The following is a 16,677-nucleotide window of genomic DNA, read 5'->3' as shown; positions in this document are numbered from 1 at the left end:
AGCCAGAGTTATGCTGGCTGCCCGAATTATCCCGAGGGGGCGATTGTGTCTAACGGCGAACTGCCAAAAGACGCAGATGGGTTACAACTCAACTTTTGTAAAACATTGGCGTGTGACAACTTTGGATTGAGTGATGCAAAGCGTTACGTTCTGCAACATGCGAACCCTAAGCGTCCGGCGATGGTATGCCGTGAATGTGGAGCTTTCCCCCCCTTACTTAATAATCGCGATGTCGTGAACGAACTTCATCGCCTGCGGCACGTCCACAGTGACGGGTTGCCTGCTTGCCGTAATAATGATTGCGACAACTTTGGACTTTCTGTCCACACTCACAAACACCTCTATCACGCTTTCGGTTACAGTGGCGATCGCCAACGTTACCGCTGTAAAGTGTGTCAAAGTACCTTTGTCGACAAGTGGTCTGGTGCCAACAAGAAGCTTCAATTTCAAGAGAACTTGATGGGTTTATTGTTTACGGGATATTCCGTACGAGAAATCTGCCGCAAGCTTAGTATTAACCCAAAAACCTTTTACGATCATGTTGACCATATAGCTAGCCGCTGCCGCCGCAAGCTGGCAACCATTGATGCGCGCTGGGTAAACCACGCAACGCATTATGAATTGGCCTCAAACTATATTGCATTGCAACCGAACAGCAATAATGGTGTGTATTGGATTGTTTCTGGCGAAGCGCATTCTGGCTATATTCTTTGCCAGCACGTCAATTATTCCGCTGATGAAGAGCCAATCGCAACTCTCGATCATAATCCTTACGATGAGGTGTCTCGTTTTGTTTCCCAGGAGTACGTAGCGGAAGCAAGTGAGCCGCTTGCGGAACCTTCTCATCACCTCAGAGAGCGAATTGACCAAAAATACCAAACAATTTTGGCTCGCGGTAACGTAGAAGACCCTCTTGGTAATCTATCTGTATTTCATTACCCTTCAAAAGGGGCATTAGTCCGTCCGCCATACACCTCGTATGCACACTATTTGCACGTACTTGATATGTGCTGCCCAAACAAACGTGTATCTCTATACATGCCTCAAGATCCCCTACTACGTTCAGCTGCATTGAGCGTTTGTTTACCTCGTATTAAAGAGAAAAGTGTCGACTTGATGTATGTAGAAGAGGACGCTAGTTGGGACATGAGCACTCCCTTTGGCAAAGTCGATATCGCCTATATGAGTTGGTGGCGCGATCGTTGGGCAATCTCTAGTCAAAACGAAAACCACAAAGGCATTTGCTACCTCGCTGGCGATCAAAATGAGCCTGAAAAATGGTTTAACGTTGCGACAACTCGTCATGTGAAGTTTTATCAAAACCGCTTTCAGATTCTTTTCGAAAGCTTCATTAACGAGCCACGTCGCAAATTACGACCTGCTGGTATTTTACCTCTTTTAGATATATTCAGAGCTTGGCATAATTTGTGCTATCAGGATAAACAAGGTCTTACCGCTGCACAAAGGTTGGAAGTCTCTGATGCACCTTTGACAATCAAACAGCTCCTATCGTAGCTATTCTATTGGTAATTTAGATGTAGTAATTAGGGGTTGTAACGGTATACATTACGGCCCCTGATCGTTTACCAAAACGTTATCCGCATCGCTTTGGTAAAGAAACATGCATCTAACCACTTAATATTAGGTGTGATTTCCAGTTCGATAGTCATGGATGTGAACGTTGGATAAAAACCAAATTCAGCTAGAAGATGATCTCACTAAGCTTAAAGGCCAAATAAAATCGGCCCCTAAACATACCTTTAATATTGCGCAGCAATATCGTATCCGCGCGGAACAAATTTTATTTGTGGACGGAGAGATCAAAGCCTTACTCATCATGGCGCAATGCTGTTGGTGCCTAATGGATTACCGACAAGGCTTAAAACTCGTCAAAGACGCTTACAGCAAACAAACACAGCTTGAAACCGACGATCATCTCCCGGAAATTCTCCATCTTTTTGCACTCCAATATTGGGGCCAAGCAAAGTATTATTCCGCGCAACAATATTGGATTAATGCGCTCGAACAATCTGCTCTTGTTGATGATGTTGAAATTCAAATCGAATCTCTAATTGGGCTTGGTAATGTATGGCGCATCACTAATGAACACCAACTTGCCGCTTCAACTCATGAGTTAGCCGTTAAAGTGGCAAACAATGTTCGTATTGCTTGGTTAGAAGGCAAAGCGCGCATCCTATTAGCTTGGGACTATTACTTACTAAATAAGTTTGTCGAGATGCTTACGGTACTGGATGGAGCAACCGAAGTATTAAAAGATCATGATGACAGTACGTGGCAAGCCGAGATCTGGGACTTTAAAGGGTTAGCACTGCTTGGACTAGAACGCCTTGATGCGGCCGAAGAAGCCACCCAAAAAGCCCACCAGCTCGCCATTGAGCATGACCTCGTTTGGATGAAAGCACACTCTTTTATTAGCCGAGCAAGACTTGAGCTTTTGCGCCAAAATACAGACAGCGCTGCCAAGTTGCTACTTGCAGCAGAAGAGTCTGCACTCAGTTTCGACCACGGTGAGCTACTCAGCCAAATTTGCTTCCAACAATCACGAGTCGCTGAAGAACAAGGTGACTTTGAGTCTGCGTTTAACGCGTTCAAGAAATACCGTAAGCACGCACTCAAAATGCTCAAAGAACAAACTCATCGAATCAGCATGGATAAAGCAAGAGGCTCTAAACGCCAACTAGAGCAGCGAGCACGTAAGCTGATCAATCATATTCGCTCTCAACACGAATACGACCCTGAAAAACAGTTCTCTAATGTCGTTTCTGAGACCTACTGGTGGGAACAGTTAGTTTTGTTTAAAACGGAGCTCAAACGCTCTAACCACGCCATCATTATGATTCAGCATTCAAACCCCGAAGTTCTCGATGTTTGTACCGAGCTCGTTCATGCATTGACAACCTCCAGCGACCTCATCTCGAGAATTTCCAGTAACAGGCTAGCAATGTTAATTGCAGAAAAAGGTCAAGCAGCAGAAGAGGTCTACCGCACTGTCCAAGCGATGTTAGACATCTATCCATGGAAGCGACGCGGAATCAAAGGCCCGAAACCGATACTGTATTTGCAAGATATCCTGACCTTCCCATTCACGTTAGAACAGCTCGAAGAAAGTTATATTGAGGTAATGAAGAATGGAACAACTGCTTAGCAAGGTGACTGACGCAGGTATCGATCCTTCTTCCGTTTCAGGTGAAGAAGCGATTACGCTATGGGAACACATAGGGTTACATATTGCGTCAACAAACCGAGAGAAAGCGCATTGCTATATCATTAGCGCCGAGTATCGAAGAGAGATCAAACAGCTCAACGACAGCATTAGTGAATTGAAACAAGCGCTTGAGTTGCTTGTTTTACCAGAGGATGTAGAAGATATTCTTTCTGTGAAAGCAAGCTTGAGTGAGCGTTTGGTTGAAGTAGGTGACTACAATGCGGCATTAACCGAGTATGTTGCTTCAACCAATATCGCCGTCGAGTACGGCTATATTGATGAGTACGTATTGGCCATTATTGGAATGGGTAATTTGTGCGATGCCCATGGGGATCACCAACGTGCATTACGTTATTATCAAAAAATAGATGCTATCGATCACGCTATTGGCAGTCGATCCCTACGCCTTCGTTACAAGCTGTACATGCTTGCCTGTTATATCAGCTTGAACCGTACCGCAGACGCCAAAGAACTATTGAGTGAATGTGAAGAACTGAGCATTCTCGTCAGTGATAAAAACCTCGCCGCACAAATTCACCTCTACCGAGCCAAATTACATCGTCTGCAAGAAGACTACCCCAATGCGTTGCTGGCTATTTCGAATGTTCAGTATACAACGGGTAGTGCCACGACATACTGGTTATCCACGATGGTCAAAATTGAGACTGCGTATTGTCTAAACGGTGTAGGGCACACTTCTTTAGCTAATTTAACGTTGGACTCCATCAGTAAAAGGATTCAAAAGCAACTATCTCCTATCGTTACTCAGCATTTTTATAACGCGATGAGTCAAGTTTACGCCTCTCAAGGGTTGTATCAAGAAGCATTAAATTGTGAAAAAAAAGCGCATAGAATCGAATCTGATCTTGTAAAACATATTCCGATCGGTGAGTTAGGGTCTGCTCAACTACGCCGACTTTCACGCTTTGAGTTACAACTCAAACTCATTTTGTCAGAGCTAGAAAACAAAGAACTAAAAGAAACCACCAAGCAGCATAAAAATACTGTTGCTCAGCTACAGCAGGACGTCTTTACCGATCCACTTACGTCTTTACACAACAGACGCTGGTTAGAAGTTAAACTAAAAGATCTACTTCTGCACGATACTGCATTTGCATTGATGGTCATCGATATCGATCACTTCAAATCCATCAATGACGAACTAAGCCACTTGGTGGGCGACAAAGCGATCAAAAGTGTGTCACAGGAACTGGCGTCCTACTTCAGATTTAAAGGCGCATCGTGCGTACGATTTGGTGGTGAAGAGTTCCTCGTGATCCTTGAGAATACCCAACTGGAACGCGCAGAAATGCATGCCGAGAATTATCGTGAACGGATTTATCGATATGGTTGGGACGATATTCTTGGTGAGCGGGGGCTGACCGTATCCATAGGGATTACCTTGCATCGAGAAGGCGAGAATACTCAGCGAACTTTTTATCGTGCAGACAAAGCTCTTTATCGCGCCAAAGCCAATGGCAGAAACCAAGTCTGTACCGAACTTTAAACCATGCCCCGGTTGACACCTGGGGCTTTAGTATACTTTTTACTTATCCTTCCTATATCACTTCACTGCTTGTTTAAATAAGTACTCAGCAACACCTTAACTGCCAATAAACATCAGTGGATACTTACATCGCATAAACATAATTCCTACATAAAAACCGCTTGATTCATCTGTAGTTAAGACAAATACTTAAATTGTTAATTTACGTAGATTTTCCATTTCGCAATACGCACAGGTAGGTAAGATGTTTCTAGACTATTTTGCACTTGGGTTACTCATCTTCGTTGCTTTAGTGATCTTTTACGGAATCATTGTCATCCATGATATTCCATATGAAATCGCCAAAGAGAGAGAGCACCCGCACCAAGACGCAATTCACTACGCTGGCTGGGTCAGCCTTTTCACTTTGCATGCGCTGTGGCCATTTTTATGGATCTGGGCAACATTATGGCGCAAGGAACGCGGCTGGGGTTTTAAACAACTAGAACAAGAAACACACGACATTCATCACCGCCTTGAAGAACTCATCGATGAAGTCAACGAACTCAAAAACGAAGTATCGATGTTGAAACAACAAAAGATTCAGCAAAAGCCTTTGCCTGAACAAAGTAAAGAGGACGAATAATGGACTTATTGCTGATTCTGACTTACGCAGCTCTTTGTATTGCCATTTTTAAAATTTTCAATATTCCTCTAAACAAATGGACCGTTCCAACCGCCGTACTTGGCGGCGTAGTGTTAGTGGGCACACTCGTGCTGCTTATGAACTACAACCACCCATTTACTCAATTGGGTAACCAAGTGTTCCCGACTACGCCTATCGTCTCTGGCGTGCGTGGCCGCGTGGTGGAAGTGCCAGTCCAGGCCAACCAACCGCTCAAAACGGGCGATATTCTTTTCAAAATCGATCCTGTGCCTTTTGAAGCAGAAGTTGCTCGCCTGGAAGCGAAAGTCAAAGAAGCAAGCCAAGGTGCGTTGGGCTTAGAGTCTGATCTAAGAGAGGCAGAAGCTGCTGTATTGAAAGCGCAAGCGGACAGAGATAAAGCACAAAGGGAATTTAGCCGATATCAAAGGGGCTTTGATCGTGGCGCGTTTACTGAACAAGATTTGGATACTCGACGCCAAGCGTATAAAGCGGCAGAAGCCATGTTAGACGTTGCGATTTTGCAACAAGAACAAGCGCAAATCGCTCTGGACTCTGAAATCGGAGGCGAAAATACCCAAGTCGCGCAACTTCTTGCCGAGCTGCGTAAAGCAGAGTTTAACCTAGAGCAAACCGTCGTTCGTGCGCCAACCGATGGTTACGTTACGCAATTGGCTTTACGTCCTGGAGTGATGGCTGTGCCGTTGCCACTTGCCCCGGCAATGACCTTCGTACATACCGAAGACATTACGTACACCGCGGCATTCAGACAGAACTCATTACAACGCTTGAAGCCAGGCTTTGAAGCAGAATTTATGTTCCGCGCAATTCCGGGCAAAGTGTTCCGTGGCGAAGTCATTGACGTGATTCCAGCCATTGGTGAAAGCCAAATTCAAGCGCGAGGCGCTCTTCTTGGGACTGATGCCTTGCGCACGAGCGGACGTGTTTTTGCGAAGCTGAAAATTACCGACGACTTGAGTGGATACCACCTACCAATGGGTACTGCGGTTGAAGTTGCAGTTTATTCAGACAGCTTTACTCACGTATCAGTGATGCGCAAAGTGCTTATTCGTATGAAGAGCTGGCAGAACTATTTATACCTCGACCATTAATGAACATATAGCGCATTCATTTATTGGTAAAAATAACATCAAACCGTGTAATCAGGGGCTGACGATCAGCCCCTGATTCATTCTAGCCATCCAGATAGATAGCATTCCCACTTTTATTAATATTCTGTATAATGCGCGCCTTATTTTTAATGCTTGCTAAAACCAAAGCCAGTCAAAGGGATGCGTGAATCAAATCACACATTTCCTGAAGAAAAATAGAGCAAACAATAAGCAGCTTGGTTGTTTTGAATATATGTTACACAATCAAATAACTAACGCTTTCCAACAATATAAATGAACGTTCTTTAAAATCGACTATTGAACTGAGGTTATCTATGAATCTTTCCGCTAAAACTGTTGTGGTTATTGCAATCGGTGCTGCTCTTTACGGTATCGGCGGCTTACCTATGTTTGGCATCCCTGTGTTTGCAAACACAACGCTAAAACCAGCAATGGCAGTATTAGCATTGTTCTCAGTACTATTTGGACCACTTGTTGGCTTCTTGGTTGGTTTTATTGGTCACTGGGTTACTGACCTATTTGCAGGTTGGGGCGTATGGCTCACTTGGGTACTTGGTTCAGGTATTGTTGGTTTGATTATCGGTCTATTCCCTTCTCTAACGCGCTACCGTTTGGAGAAAGGTGATTTCAATATGAAAGACTTCGCGTTATTCGTAGTACTTGCGCTATTAGGCAACGTATTTGGTTACGGTTGCTCTGCATTCCTCGACACGATTTTATACGCAGAACCGTTCACTAAAGTGTTTACCCAGCTTTCTATTATCGCGATCGGTAACACCATTCTTATTGCTATTGTTGGCTTCTTCATTCTTAAGTCTGTCGCTAAACGTAACAAGCAAAGCCGTAACTTAACAGAGGCTTAATGTCGAATGACAATCGAATTTTCTAACTTCTCTTTTAGATATGAGTCGCTGGACAAACCGACGCTAAAAAATATCAATCTAAGGATAGAGAAAGGAGAGAAAATCGTCATTATCGGTCCAAGTGGTAGTGGTAAATCTACCCTTGGGCAATGTCTTAACGGACTGATCCCACACGCAATCAAAGGGGAAACCAGTGGAACATTGACCATCAATGGTCAAGACACCGCCCCTTTCGACATGCACCAATACACTGAGCAAGTTGGCACCGTACTGCAAGATACGGACAGCCAATTTGTCGGTTTGAGCATTGGCGAAGACATTGCATTTGCGCTGGAGAACCAGCTAACTTCAAATATCGACATGTACCCATTGGTCAAAGCCACGGCCAAAATGGTCGACTTGGAACAGATGCTAGAACGCTCACCCCACGATTTATCTGGCGGGCAGAAACAGCGTGTTTCTTTGGCGGGCATTCTCGTCGATGATGTCGATATCCTTTTGTTTGATGAACCACTAGCTGCGCTTGACCCTAAAACGGGTAAAAAAACCATCGAGATCATCGATGATCTACACCGCGAAACGGGCAAAACCATCGTAATCATTGAACATCGTCTTGAAGACGTTCTGCATTGCTCAGTTGACCGTATTATCTTGATGGAAAGTGGCAAAATCATTGCCGATACAACGCCAGATGAAATTTTAGCGTCGCCTTTGCTAGAAGATTACGGCATCCGCGAACCGCTTTATATTTCAGCACTGAAAGAAGCAGGCTGCGCGATTGAGGGCGATGCAAAACCTTCTAGCTTAACTACCTTACCGTTGGAGCAATATAAACCGGCAGTACAAGCATGGTTTGATGGTTCAACAGCACAACCGCCCAAAACGCCAGCCGAGACTTTGCTTGAAGTCCGTGGCCTCACCTATTCTTACGACGGTGAGAAAAACGCGTTAGAAGACGTGAGTTTTGACATCAAGCGTGGCGAGTTTGTCTCTGTACTTGGCAAAAATGGCTCGGGTAAATCGACCATCACCAAACTGATTATGGGCGTTATTGAAGCGGATAGCGGCTCAATGAGTATGAATGGTCAAGATCTTAACGAACTGACCATCTTCGAGCGCAGCCAGAAAGTGGGCGTGGTGATGCAAAACCCGAATCACATGATTTCCCATCACATGATTTTCGACGAAGTGGCCTTCGGCCTCCGTAATCGTGGCGTTGAAGAGAAACAAATCGAAGCTAAAGTACTTGAAGTCCTTGAGCTGTGCGGTTTGAGCAAATACCGCCACTGGCCAATCGAAGCATTGAGCTACGGCCAGAAAAAGCGCGTAACCATTGCGTCAATTTTGGTATTGGAACCAGAGCTTCTGATCCTTGATGAACCGACGGCAGGTCAGGACTATCGAAACTACACGTCTATGCTGAGTTTCATCGAAAAGCTCAATCGCGAGTTGGGCGTAACCGTGATGATCATCTCTCATGACATGCATTTAGTGCTGGAATACACCACGCGCTCTATCGTGATTGCAGACAGTAAATTAGTCGCGGATGCGCCAATGACGCAGGTATTCAGCAGTCCAGAGCTACTAGACCAAGCAAACCTCACCACAACAAGTCTGTTTGAGTTGGCTACGAAAGTTGGCATCGAAGACACCAATGGCTTTATGCAGCACTTTATCAATGTAGAAAAAGCGCACCGCCAACAAAAAAGCGACGACGTAAACCAACTAGAGAAAGCGGTGGCATGAAAGACAATAAGATGAAGTTTGGTATCAACTACATCGATACCCAATCACCACTTCATAAGTTGAATGGCATTACTAAGTTCTTGCTTTTCATTGCTTGGGTAACGGTGGTGTTGACCACATTTGACTTGCGAATCATCGCACTGTTGATCGTGCTTGGTTTAGGCTTACTGAAAATGACCAAAGTGCCCTTTCATGTCTACAAACCGCTGTTATTCGGTACAGGCACGGTATTACTGATCAATGCCCTGTTTATGTTCGCGTTAGCACCGCAACAAGGTACTGAATTCATGGGCTCATCAACGGTTTTACTCTCGTTACCCGGTAATTACTCGCTCACTCAAGAGACGTTGTTTTACCTAGTAACAGTGACGTTGAAATACTTCAGCATGTTTCCAATCGCGTTGGTGTTTGTATTTACCACTCACCCGACGGAGTTTTCAGCCAGCTTGAACCGCTTGGGTGTACCTTACAAAATCGCCTATGCCGTAAGCTTAACGCTGCGCTACTTGCCGGAAGTGAAAAAGGACTTTGTTAACATCATGCACGCGCAACAAGCACGCGGAGTAGAACTGAGCAAGAAGGCTCCGTTGTTCAATCGTATGAAGAACGTCGCGAAGATTCTTGGACCTCTGATTTTCTCTAGTTTAGACAGAGCCGATCAAATCTCAAACGCGATGACGCTACGTGGTTTTGGCCGCCACTCCTCTCGCACTTGGTACAGCTTAAAACCCCTGACCAAAGCCGATATGATCTGCATGGCGGGGATTGCAGTGATAGTGATTGCGGCGATCAGCAAGCGTGTTATCGACACACAACTGTTCTGGTATCCGTTCTAAATTCTTAAGCTTCAAACAGAAGATAACGTGCTTAGTATTGCGAACACGTTATCTTCCCGCTTTCCCCTCGATAACTCGCCTGCTGGCTTCTTGCTCGCAAGTATTCAAAAGAAGCGGTGATTTCAGCGGCTCACTGATGTGCCAGAAAGTTGCTTATTCAAACGACCAACATGAACTAAACTCATCAGTTTTATCAGGGGCTTAATGATCAACTGCGCACTGCCTACAATGAAAAGCCAAGTACCACTTTCAATCAACGAATCATTCAAAAAGAAAAAGCTACCAATTAAAAACCAAATAGCAATGAGTAGGTCGTTTGCAGCACCTAACGCCTCATAGCGGCGCTGAATAACGATGTGACGGCTTCCTAGATCTAAATCCAACTCTCTGCCATGTATCTGCACTGTATAGCTCCCCTCTTATTGTTTCGCGTCAGTTATGCCCAAGTTATTTCGAAATACTTAGTTCTAAACCCTAACGGACGTGGCATGCATTGACAACCATTGGAGGGATTATCTATTTGCAATAAAAAGAAAAGGGCGCATAAGCACCCTTTTTAGCGAGTCTAATTACAGGTATTCGCTTTAATGATTAGATAGAGAGTGCCAACTTAACTCCACTTCAACAAGCGAGTTTCGTTGCCTTCTTCCGGCTTCGCTGGAATATTGAGTGACAACAGCAAGCTCACTGCTGCCATACCAGCGCCGATGTAAAATACGCTAGCAGGTGAAACCAGCCAAATCACACCAAACGTAACAGGTATTACAACCGCTGCAATATGGTTAATCGTAAACGCAACGCCCGCGGTCGACGCCATATCTGCTGGGTCGGCAATTTTCTGGAAGTAGGTTTTAATCGCAAGCGCTAACGCGAAAAATAGATGATCGACAACATACAATGCTGCCGCCCACTCAGCCGTTTGCACCAAACCGTACCCGACGAACACGAAGATCAAACCGACGTATTCAAACATCAACGCTTTGCGCTCACCTACAACGCCGATAAAACGGCCTATTCGCTTCGCAAACAAGAAGTTAAAGACATAGTTAATCAGGAACAGCAACGTAATATCTGCGGCGGAGTAACCAAACTTTTCTACCATCAAGAAACCAGCGAACACCGTAAAAATTTGACGGCGTGCTCCACTCATAAACGTAAGCGCATAGTATAACCAGTAACGTTTACGCAGGATGAGCTTCTTGTTCTGAGGCACTTTTGTCTTAAATTGTGGGAAGGCAAATGCCATCACCAAAATGAGCACAAAACCTAAACCACCAGCCATTAAATAGACCGTTTTAAAATCAAGTTTGAGCTGTTCGAGCGAAACCCAAATGGCGCCGTAGGTAAACAGAGAAGCCAAAGCTCCAACAGAAATAAACTTACCCAGCATTTCTGGCGCTTCTTCTTTAGATAGCCATTGTAAAGACAAAGACTGCTTGAGTGTTTCAAAGTAATGGAAGCCGGTGGACATTAACAAGGTTGTAAAAAGTAGACCGTACAAAGTGGGAAAATAACCTGTTAATGCCGTACCAAGCGTAAGCATCGCCAAAGAGACGAGCATAAAGCGTTGCTCTCGGATAAACAGCAATACAAACACGGCGGTAAAGGCCAAAAAACCCGGAATTTCGCGCACACTTTGCAATAGGCCTATGTCAGCACCATCAAAGTTTGCTTTCTCGATAACAAAGTTGTTCAACAACGCCATCCAGGTAGAAAAAGCAATGGGCACGATAATGGAAATTAACAGGAGGAAATTTTGCGGCGTTCTCCAGCCGTGCGATGAGGTAGTCATGATGTTTCCTTTAAATATGAAGGCATCATCATAGCTTTAAATGTAACAAATTCGCAATATCATTATTATTTTCAACCCAGAGCAAGCTGATATGGCTGAGGAATATTGTTATGAAGATAAACATCGCACTCAATTCCTTGGCTAAGCGCGATGTTCAAGTATCAAGAGAACTAAAGCATGAGTAAATGTGCTCAGTGGCTTAATCAATGACTTTTACTGATAGGCGATTTTTAAATTCAAACACATGTTCTGGACACACATCCAAACAACGGCCACAGCTAATGCAGTTTTGATCCATAACTCGACGATCTCCCTCTTTCAAAGGCTGCCGAAGCACTTCTGGTTCTGGGCAAACGTAAAAGCAATCCATGCATTTGGTGCAATCTTCGCGGCGAACAGCAGTAACGCGCAACAGGCTTTTTCGGCCTATCACGCCATAGGTAGCCCCCAGTGGACATAAGTGCCCACACCACCCATGCTCAACCAAGAGTAAATCCAACACGAACACCAGGGCGATCAACACCCAACCTGCGCCCATACCAAACACCAACCCGCGATGCAGTGCCGCCACTGGATCTAACCATGTCCAAAGAATTGCGCCAGACAGCGCACTGCCCAACATCAAAACAGGGATCAGCCAATAACGAATCACGGGAGACCAACGATAGCTCGCTTTAATGTTGAGCTTTCGACGCAACCACGCCGCCAAGTCTGTCACGATGTTCAACGGGCACACCCAAGCACAAAATGCGCGCGGCGCCAAAATCGCGTAAAACACCACGACAATCACTACGCCTAACAACGCATTAAACTCCGGAACATGCCCTGTCGCCAAAGCTTGAAGCACAATTAACGGGTCACTTAACGGCACGGTATCGAGCAACATACTTGATGACAGATTACCAGTTAGAATTCCCAGCGTCGGCCCAGCCATAAATAGCGCAATGATGGTGAACTGACATAGCCGACGTAAAATCAAAAACCGATGCGCGCGCCACCAACCAAGCTTTTCAAGCGCTTCTTTGCCAGCATTTTGAGCTAAATTCTTTGCCATTACTTACCTCCTTTTAGCGATTCAAGCGCACCTTCCGGCACAGGCGTCTCACTAGGGAGGATATTTTCGAGTGGTTTGTCGATCTCTTTCCAACCAAAATTGTAGTGGCTGCCCACTTTGCCTTTCGCCAAATCCGTCGGGACAACTTTAATAGCAGCGACATCCAACACGCACGCTTGTTCACACTTACCACATCCGGTACACACTTCAGAATTCACTGTAGGGATAAGTTTGGCGTGATAGCCGGTTCGGTCGTTGTGAACCATCTCTAACGTGATGGCTTCATCAATCAGCGGACAAACGCGATAACAAACATCGCATCGTAACCCTTGCCAGTTAAGGCAAGTTTCATGGTCAATAAGAACCGCTGTACCCATTCGAGCATCATCAATATCGGTTAGTTTCGGATCCAGCGCCCCACTCGGGCAAGCCACCACACAAGGAATGTCTTCGCACATTTCGCAGGGAATATCGCGCGCAGTAAAGTAAGGAGAGCCAGTCGCGACGGGTGAAAGTAATGTCGCAAGTTTCAGGGTATCGTAAGGGCATGCCTGAACACACAAGCCACATCGAATACAAGCTGATTCGAAATCGCCTTCCGGCAATGCACCTGGCGGACGAATAGGCACACCTTTGGTTTCTCGAGCTTGGCTTTGTAGCGATTGTAAGCCCAATACACACGCAGCTGCGCCAACACCAGCCGCAGTCCGAGCTGTATCACGCAAAAATCGGCGCCGACTTTGCGATATTTTAGACTGAGAGGATTTCATGCTATTTCCTCAACAAAACTCCCTTATCAAGTTAAGCATAAATAGCCCTAAACGTGTCGTTTCCCTATACCTCATAGGAGGTAACCCCATCCTCTATTGATTCAAGTCAACTGACGCACAGTGCCGTCGTCACAGTTTGACTAAATGCGTTTATTTACTGCGACATGAAATTCACCACGATACTCTGCAGTACGCGCCATTCTCAGTACAATAATTCAACACCTTTGCAATCTACTCGCTCAATTCGATGATAAACCACTACTAAAAATTCAAAAAAATGACATCATAACAAGCTAATTTAAAAGGCATTTATCCATTAAACATAAGAAAACACTATCCAAATAAGAAAACTGTGGTTAGATTAAAAATTAAAACTAAAAAGCGAAGGAGAGAGACATGGAAATTATCGTACGTCCAACGACCGTCGAAGACGCAGCAGCACTCGTAGAAATCTATTCACAACCAAAAGCACAACGTGAAACCCTGCAACTCCCAAAGCCTTCGCTCGCGATGTGGGTGGAAAGATTGTCAAACATACCTGATGGTGTTTATAGCTATGTCGCTGAAATAGATGGTAAAGTCGTCGGAAATATTGGCTTTCATCACTCTCTACGTCCAAGAACAATGCACACGGCATCGTTTGGCATCGGAGTACATGATAGTTTCCACGGACTCGGTATTGGTAGCAAACTGATAGAAACAGTCACTGAACTAGCAGATAACTGGTTAAATGTGAGAAGAATTCAAATAGAGGTCAATGCCGATAACGACGCCGCCATTGGGCTTTATAAAAAGCATGGATTTAAAATTGAGGGTGAAGCGATTGACGGTTCCTTCCGTGATGGTGAATTCATCAATACCTATTACATGGCGCGCATCAGACCAGGCCAAAGATAAAACAAAGCCTCCTACTAATTGGAGGCTTTTCTTTTTAAACTTCGACTCACTTTCGTAAGTAAGCCAACGCTCTGCGAGTCAATGCTTCTGTGTAGGGATTGATCTTCCAGTGGTCGGGACTCCAACCTTTCACAAATCGCTGAAAGTCTGCCCAAGCCACAGCAAACAAAGGACGCCATTCACGCTCGACTTCATTAGGGTCAAGATTCGGTTGATAGCCCATTAGCGCGTGTTGCAACTGAGCAAAATACGTATCCAAAACCCAAACTTCCATCTCTGCACAACGTTCTGGCTTAACGGCACTACTCATAAACAGTGCCACATCTTTCATGGCACACCCACATCCAACGTATTGAAAGTCAACCGCAGCAACGTTTGATTCTTCTTCATCAAAACAGAAGTTCGCCAATTTGGCATCACCGTGTACTAGTGTTTTAAACTTAGCTTGCGAAAGCGTTTGATCAATCAATTGAGCCGCATTTTGTAGCTCAGTGTCTTGCAATGCTTCAAGCTCGTCGGGTCTGGTTGCTAAGTGCCAGTATGTACCGATATGCCACAACTTATCAGAACGAACATTGATGTATCGCGCATGAAAGTTCGCCAACCAAGTGAGGCAGGCTTGTAGATGCTTTAGCTGTGCATCTGTGATGACTTTTGGAAAGCCCACCTCGGCGAGATCTTCCATCACAATGAGCCATTCATTCTCCGATTGGAACGTTTTTAGACCTTGTGGTACTCGGCAGCGAGTATCCACCTCTCCGGAAAAATACTCATACCAATTCACTTCCACCTGATAAGAGTGCAACTTTCTTTGATGAGAACGGTCCGTATTCCAGCCTCTAGGATGCTCTGAAGGCTTAGGGAGTTTTACATGCTTAATGATCACCGAACGAGTAGAATAAGTAACTCGGACTAACTCCCCATAGCCTCCCCATAGCGATTGTATGACTTCTACAGAGCGGTAATTACCGAGATTGAGTTCCTGGCCAATATTTTGGTAGCATTGGTGGTTGTTACTCATCATGCGATCAGATGTGACCACGTTTGGTTCTTCTCCATATAGTGAATAACATATGGGCAAACTGGTTTGATTTGATAACCGAGTGACTCAATTTCTGGCAACACCGCTTCCATCATCACTTTTCCGTACCCCTTACCTCGCAGTGCTTCAGGAACAACCGTTGATGTAATGTGCATGACATCACCCTTAAGCTGATAAATCACCTTGGCTTTATAACCCTGCTCTAAATCAACCCAGAATGTACTATTCGTGGTCTCATGAGTTACTTTATGCATATCTTGCTCTCTAATTTTTGTTACAGATTGATTGAATCAAACTATATCACTGAATAAAATCGATACCATGCGAGAGTGCTGCTTCGCCTCACGCGATTACCTTCTTACATCAGGTACGACAATTATAATGAGAAATATGAGCCCAATTGCCAGAGACGGCAAGCTACCTCTGCAAAGCAAGAAGGCACCAGAACGTCAGGCAAGTACATTAAATAGCACCGATGCAATGGCAATGGTCGAACATGGCAGTGAAGTGAGCTTAAACGTCACCACCCCCGTTGGTACAAAGTTTATTACAACCAGCACATTTGTTGGCTGTCACTCAAATAATACTGCATTGATAGAGGTTCCGAACATCTCCGATGAAGACTTGAAGTTCTATTTTCAAGAAGGCTTTTGGATCAATGTAAAAGCCTACTCTCATCGAGGTGAAGGGGCCGTTATCCCATTTCGGGCCCAATTACAGCATCGACTAGGCGATCCGTACCCAATTTTGGTGCTAGACCTACCCAACACTATGCAGGTCTTTCAGCTTCGCAAAGAAGTGCGTTACGAAGTAAATTTGAGAGCGCGTGTTTGTTTAGAAGCCTATCGAACTGAATGCGAAATAAGAGATTTATCTCGTAATGGCTGTCGTTTTGTAACATCACCAATGAGCCGACCACTTCAGGTTGGTGACCACGTTTCATTGGATCTAACGATGCCCGGAGAAAGTCGTATGCTAGCGCCGTTGCGAGGTCGTATTTGTAATTTACAAAAATCAACGCACTATGCTCGCTACGGAATGGAGTTTGATGAGGTTGGTAAAAACAACGCTAAAAACCTCCTCAGTCACCTCAAATTTGATGGTACTAAGCTCACACTAAAAAGATAGATTTGATAACCCCTATCGCTTATCAAGAAGCTTTGAAGTG

General features: G+C 44.8%; 16 protein-coding genes. 10 read left to right on the top strand and 6 right to left on the bottom strand.

Translation table 11 applies throughout. The annotated features are described in order from the left end of the window. Nucleotides 1-45 precede the first annotated feature (45 nt). From R8O10_RS10640 to R8O10_RS10605, 8 genes are all read left to right on the top strand, one after another. Nucleotides 46-1,515 (top strand): lactate dehydrogenase, encoded by a 1,470-nt coding sequence (locus R8O10_RS10640; protein WP_318191370.1) that lies wholly within the window; start codon nucleotides 46-48, stop codon nucleotides 1,513-1,515. A 166-nt stretch (nucleotides 1,516-1,681) separates the two neighbouring features. Further along, complete coding sequence (locus R8O10_RS10635) at nucleotides 1,682-3,166, top strand: hypothetical protein (RefSeq protein WP_005375137.1); 1,485 nt, start codon at nucleotides 1,682-1,684, stop codon at nucleotides 3,164-3,166. Further along, entirely contained in the window at nucleotides 3,150-4,733 is a 1,584-nt protein-coding gene (locus R8O10_RS10630) for a GGDEF domain-containing protein (protein ID WP_318191369.1), read from the top strand. The genes R8O10_RS10635 and R8O10_RS10630 overlap by 17 nt, the downstream gene beginning before the upstream one ends. A gap of 244 nt (nucleotides 4,734-4,977) precedes the next feature. Beyond that, complete coding sequence (locus R8O10_RS10625; protein WP_005375135.1) at nucleotides 4,978-5,358, top strand: DUF3302 domain-containing protein; 381 nt, start codon at nucleotides 4,978-4,980, stop codon at nucleotides 5,356-5,358. Beyond that, the gene (locus tag R8O10_RS10620) at nucleotides 5,358-6,488 is read left to right on the top strand and encodes an HlyD family secretion protein (RefSeq protein ID WP_005375134.1); all 1,131 of its coding nucleotides are present in this window, start codon (nucleotides 5,358-5,360) and stop codon (nucleotides 6,486-6,488) included. Before R8O10_RS10625 ends, R8O10_RS10620 begins: the two co-directional genes overlap by 1 nt. 335 nt (nucleotides 6,489-6,823) lie before the next feature. Next, on the top strand, nucleotides 6,824-7,372 hold the full coding sequence (locus tag R8O10_RS10615; RefSeq protein WP_005375133.1) for an ECF-type riboflavin transporter substrate-binding protein: 549 nt from the start codon (nucleotides 6,824-6,826) through the stop codon (nucleotides 7,370-7,372). 6 nt (nucleotides 7,373-7,378) lie between these two features. Beyond that, a complete protein-coding gene (locus tag R8O10_RS10610) occupies nucleotides 7,379-9,118 on the top strand; it encodes an ABC transporter ATP-binding protein (protein WP_047104520.1) in 1,740 nt (579 codons plus the stop codon). Further along, on the top strand, nucleotides 9,115-9,954 hold the full coding sequence (locus R8O10_RS10605; RefSeq protein ID WP_053307919.1) for an energy-coupling factor transporter transmembrane component T family protein: 840 nt from the start codon (nucleotides 9,115-9,117) through the stop codon (nucleotides 9,952-9,954). The genes R8O10_RS10610 and R8O10_RS10605 overlap by 4 nt, the downstream gene beginning before the upstream one ends. A gap of 122 nt (nucleotides 9,955-10,076) precedes the next feature. On the opposite strand, the gene R8O10_RS10600 is transcribed toward R8O10_RS10605, so the two are convergent. The 4 genes from R8O10_RS10600 to napG all read right to left on the bottom strand — a co-directional run bounded on the left by R8O10_RS10600 (nucleotide 10,077) and on the right by napG (nucleotide 13,570). Beyond that, entirely contained in the window at nucleotides 10,077-10,358 is a 282-nt protein-coding gene (locus tag R8O10_RS10600; RefSeq protein WP_005375130.1) for a YrhK family protein, read from the bottom strand. A 206-nt stretch (nucleotides 10,359-10,564) separates the two neighbouring features. Next, entirely contained in the window at nucleotides 10,565-11,746 is a 1,182-nt protein-coding gene (locus R8O10_RS10595; protein ID WP_005375129.1) for an MFS transporter, read from the bottom strand. 199 nt (nucleotides 11,747-11,945) lie between these two features. Beyond that, nucleotides 11,946-12,800 carry a quinol dehydrogenase ferredoxin subunit NapH gene (gene napH / locus R8O10_RS10590; protein ID WP_017635480.1) on the bottom strand — a complete coding sequence of 285 codons (855 nt, stop codon included), beginning with the start codon at nucleotides 12,798-12,800 and terminating at the stop codon, nucleotides 11,946-11,948. Continuing rightward, a complete protein-coding gene (napG, locus tag R8O10_RS10585) occupies nucleotides 12,800-13,570 on the bottom strand; it encodes a ferredoxin-type protein NapG (protein ID WP_005383947.1) in 771 nt (256 codons plus the stop codon). The genes napH and napG overlap by 1 nt, the downstream gene beginning before the upstream one ends. Nucleotides 13,571-13,966: 396 nt before the next feature. On the opposite strand from napG, the gene R8O10_RS10580 reads away from it, so the two are divergent. Beyond that, nucleotides 13,967-14,467 (top strand): GNAT family N-acetyltransferase, encoded by a 501-nt coding sequence (locus R8O10_RS10580; protein WP_149191636.1) that lies wholly within the window; start codon nucleotides 13,967-13,969, stop codon nucleotides 14,465-14,467. Between the two features lie 46 nt (nucleotides 14,468-14,513). Here R8O10_RS10580 and R8O10_RS10575 read toward each other — a convergent pair whose 3' ends face one another. Next, nucleotides 14,514-15,491 (bottom strand): phosphotransferase, encoded by a 978-nt coding sequence (locus R8O10_RS10575; protein WP_176311648.1) that lies wholly within the window; start codon nucleotides 15,489-15,491, stop codon nucleotides 14,514-14,516. Next, a complete protein-coding gene (locus R8O10_RS10570; protein ID WP_206958266.1) occupies nucleotides 15,488-15,763 on the bottom strand; it encodes a GNAT family N-acetyltransferase in 276 nt (91 codons plus the stop codon). The genes R8O10_RS10575 and R8O10_RS10570 overlap by 4 nt, the downstream gene beginning before the upstream one ends. A gap of 127 nt (nucleotides 15,764-15,890) precedes the next feature. Between R8O10_RS10570 and R8O10_RS10565 the strand changes: the two genes are divergently transcribed. Continuing rightward, complete coding sequence (locus R8O10_RS10565; RefSeq protein ID WP_412035163.1) at nucleotides 15,891-16,637, top strand: flagellar brake protein; 747 nt, start codon at nucleotides 15,891-15,893, stop codon at nucleotides 16,635-16,637. Nucleotides 16,638-16,677 lie beyond the last annotated feature (40 nt).

Source organism: Vibrio sp. 1727, assembly GCF_033344415.1.
Classification (GTDB): domain Bacteria; phylum Pseudomonadota; class Gammaproteobacteria; order Enterobacterales; family Vibrionaceae; genus Vibrio; species Vibrio alginolyticus.
The sequence above is the reverse complement of the archived record's forward strand: the minus strand, read 5'-3'. Positions and strand labels throughout refer to the sequence as shown.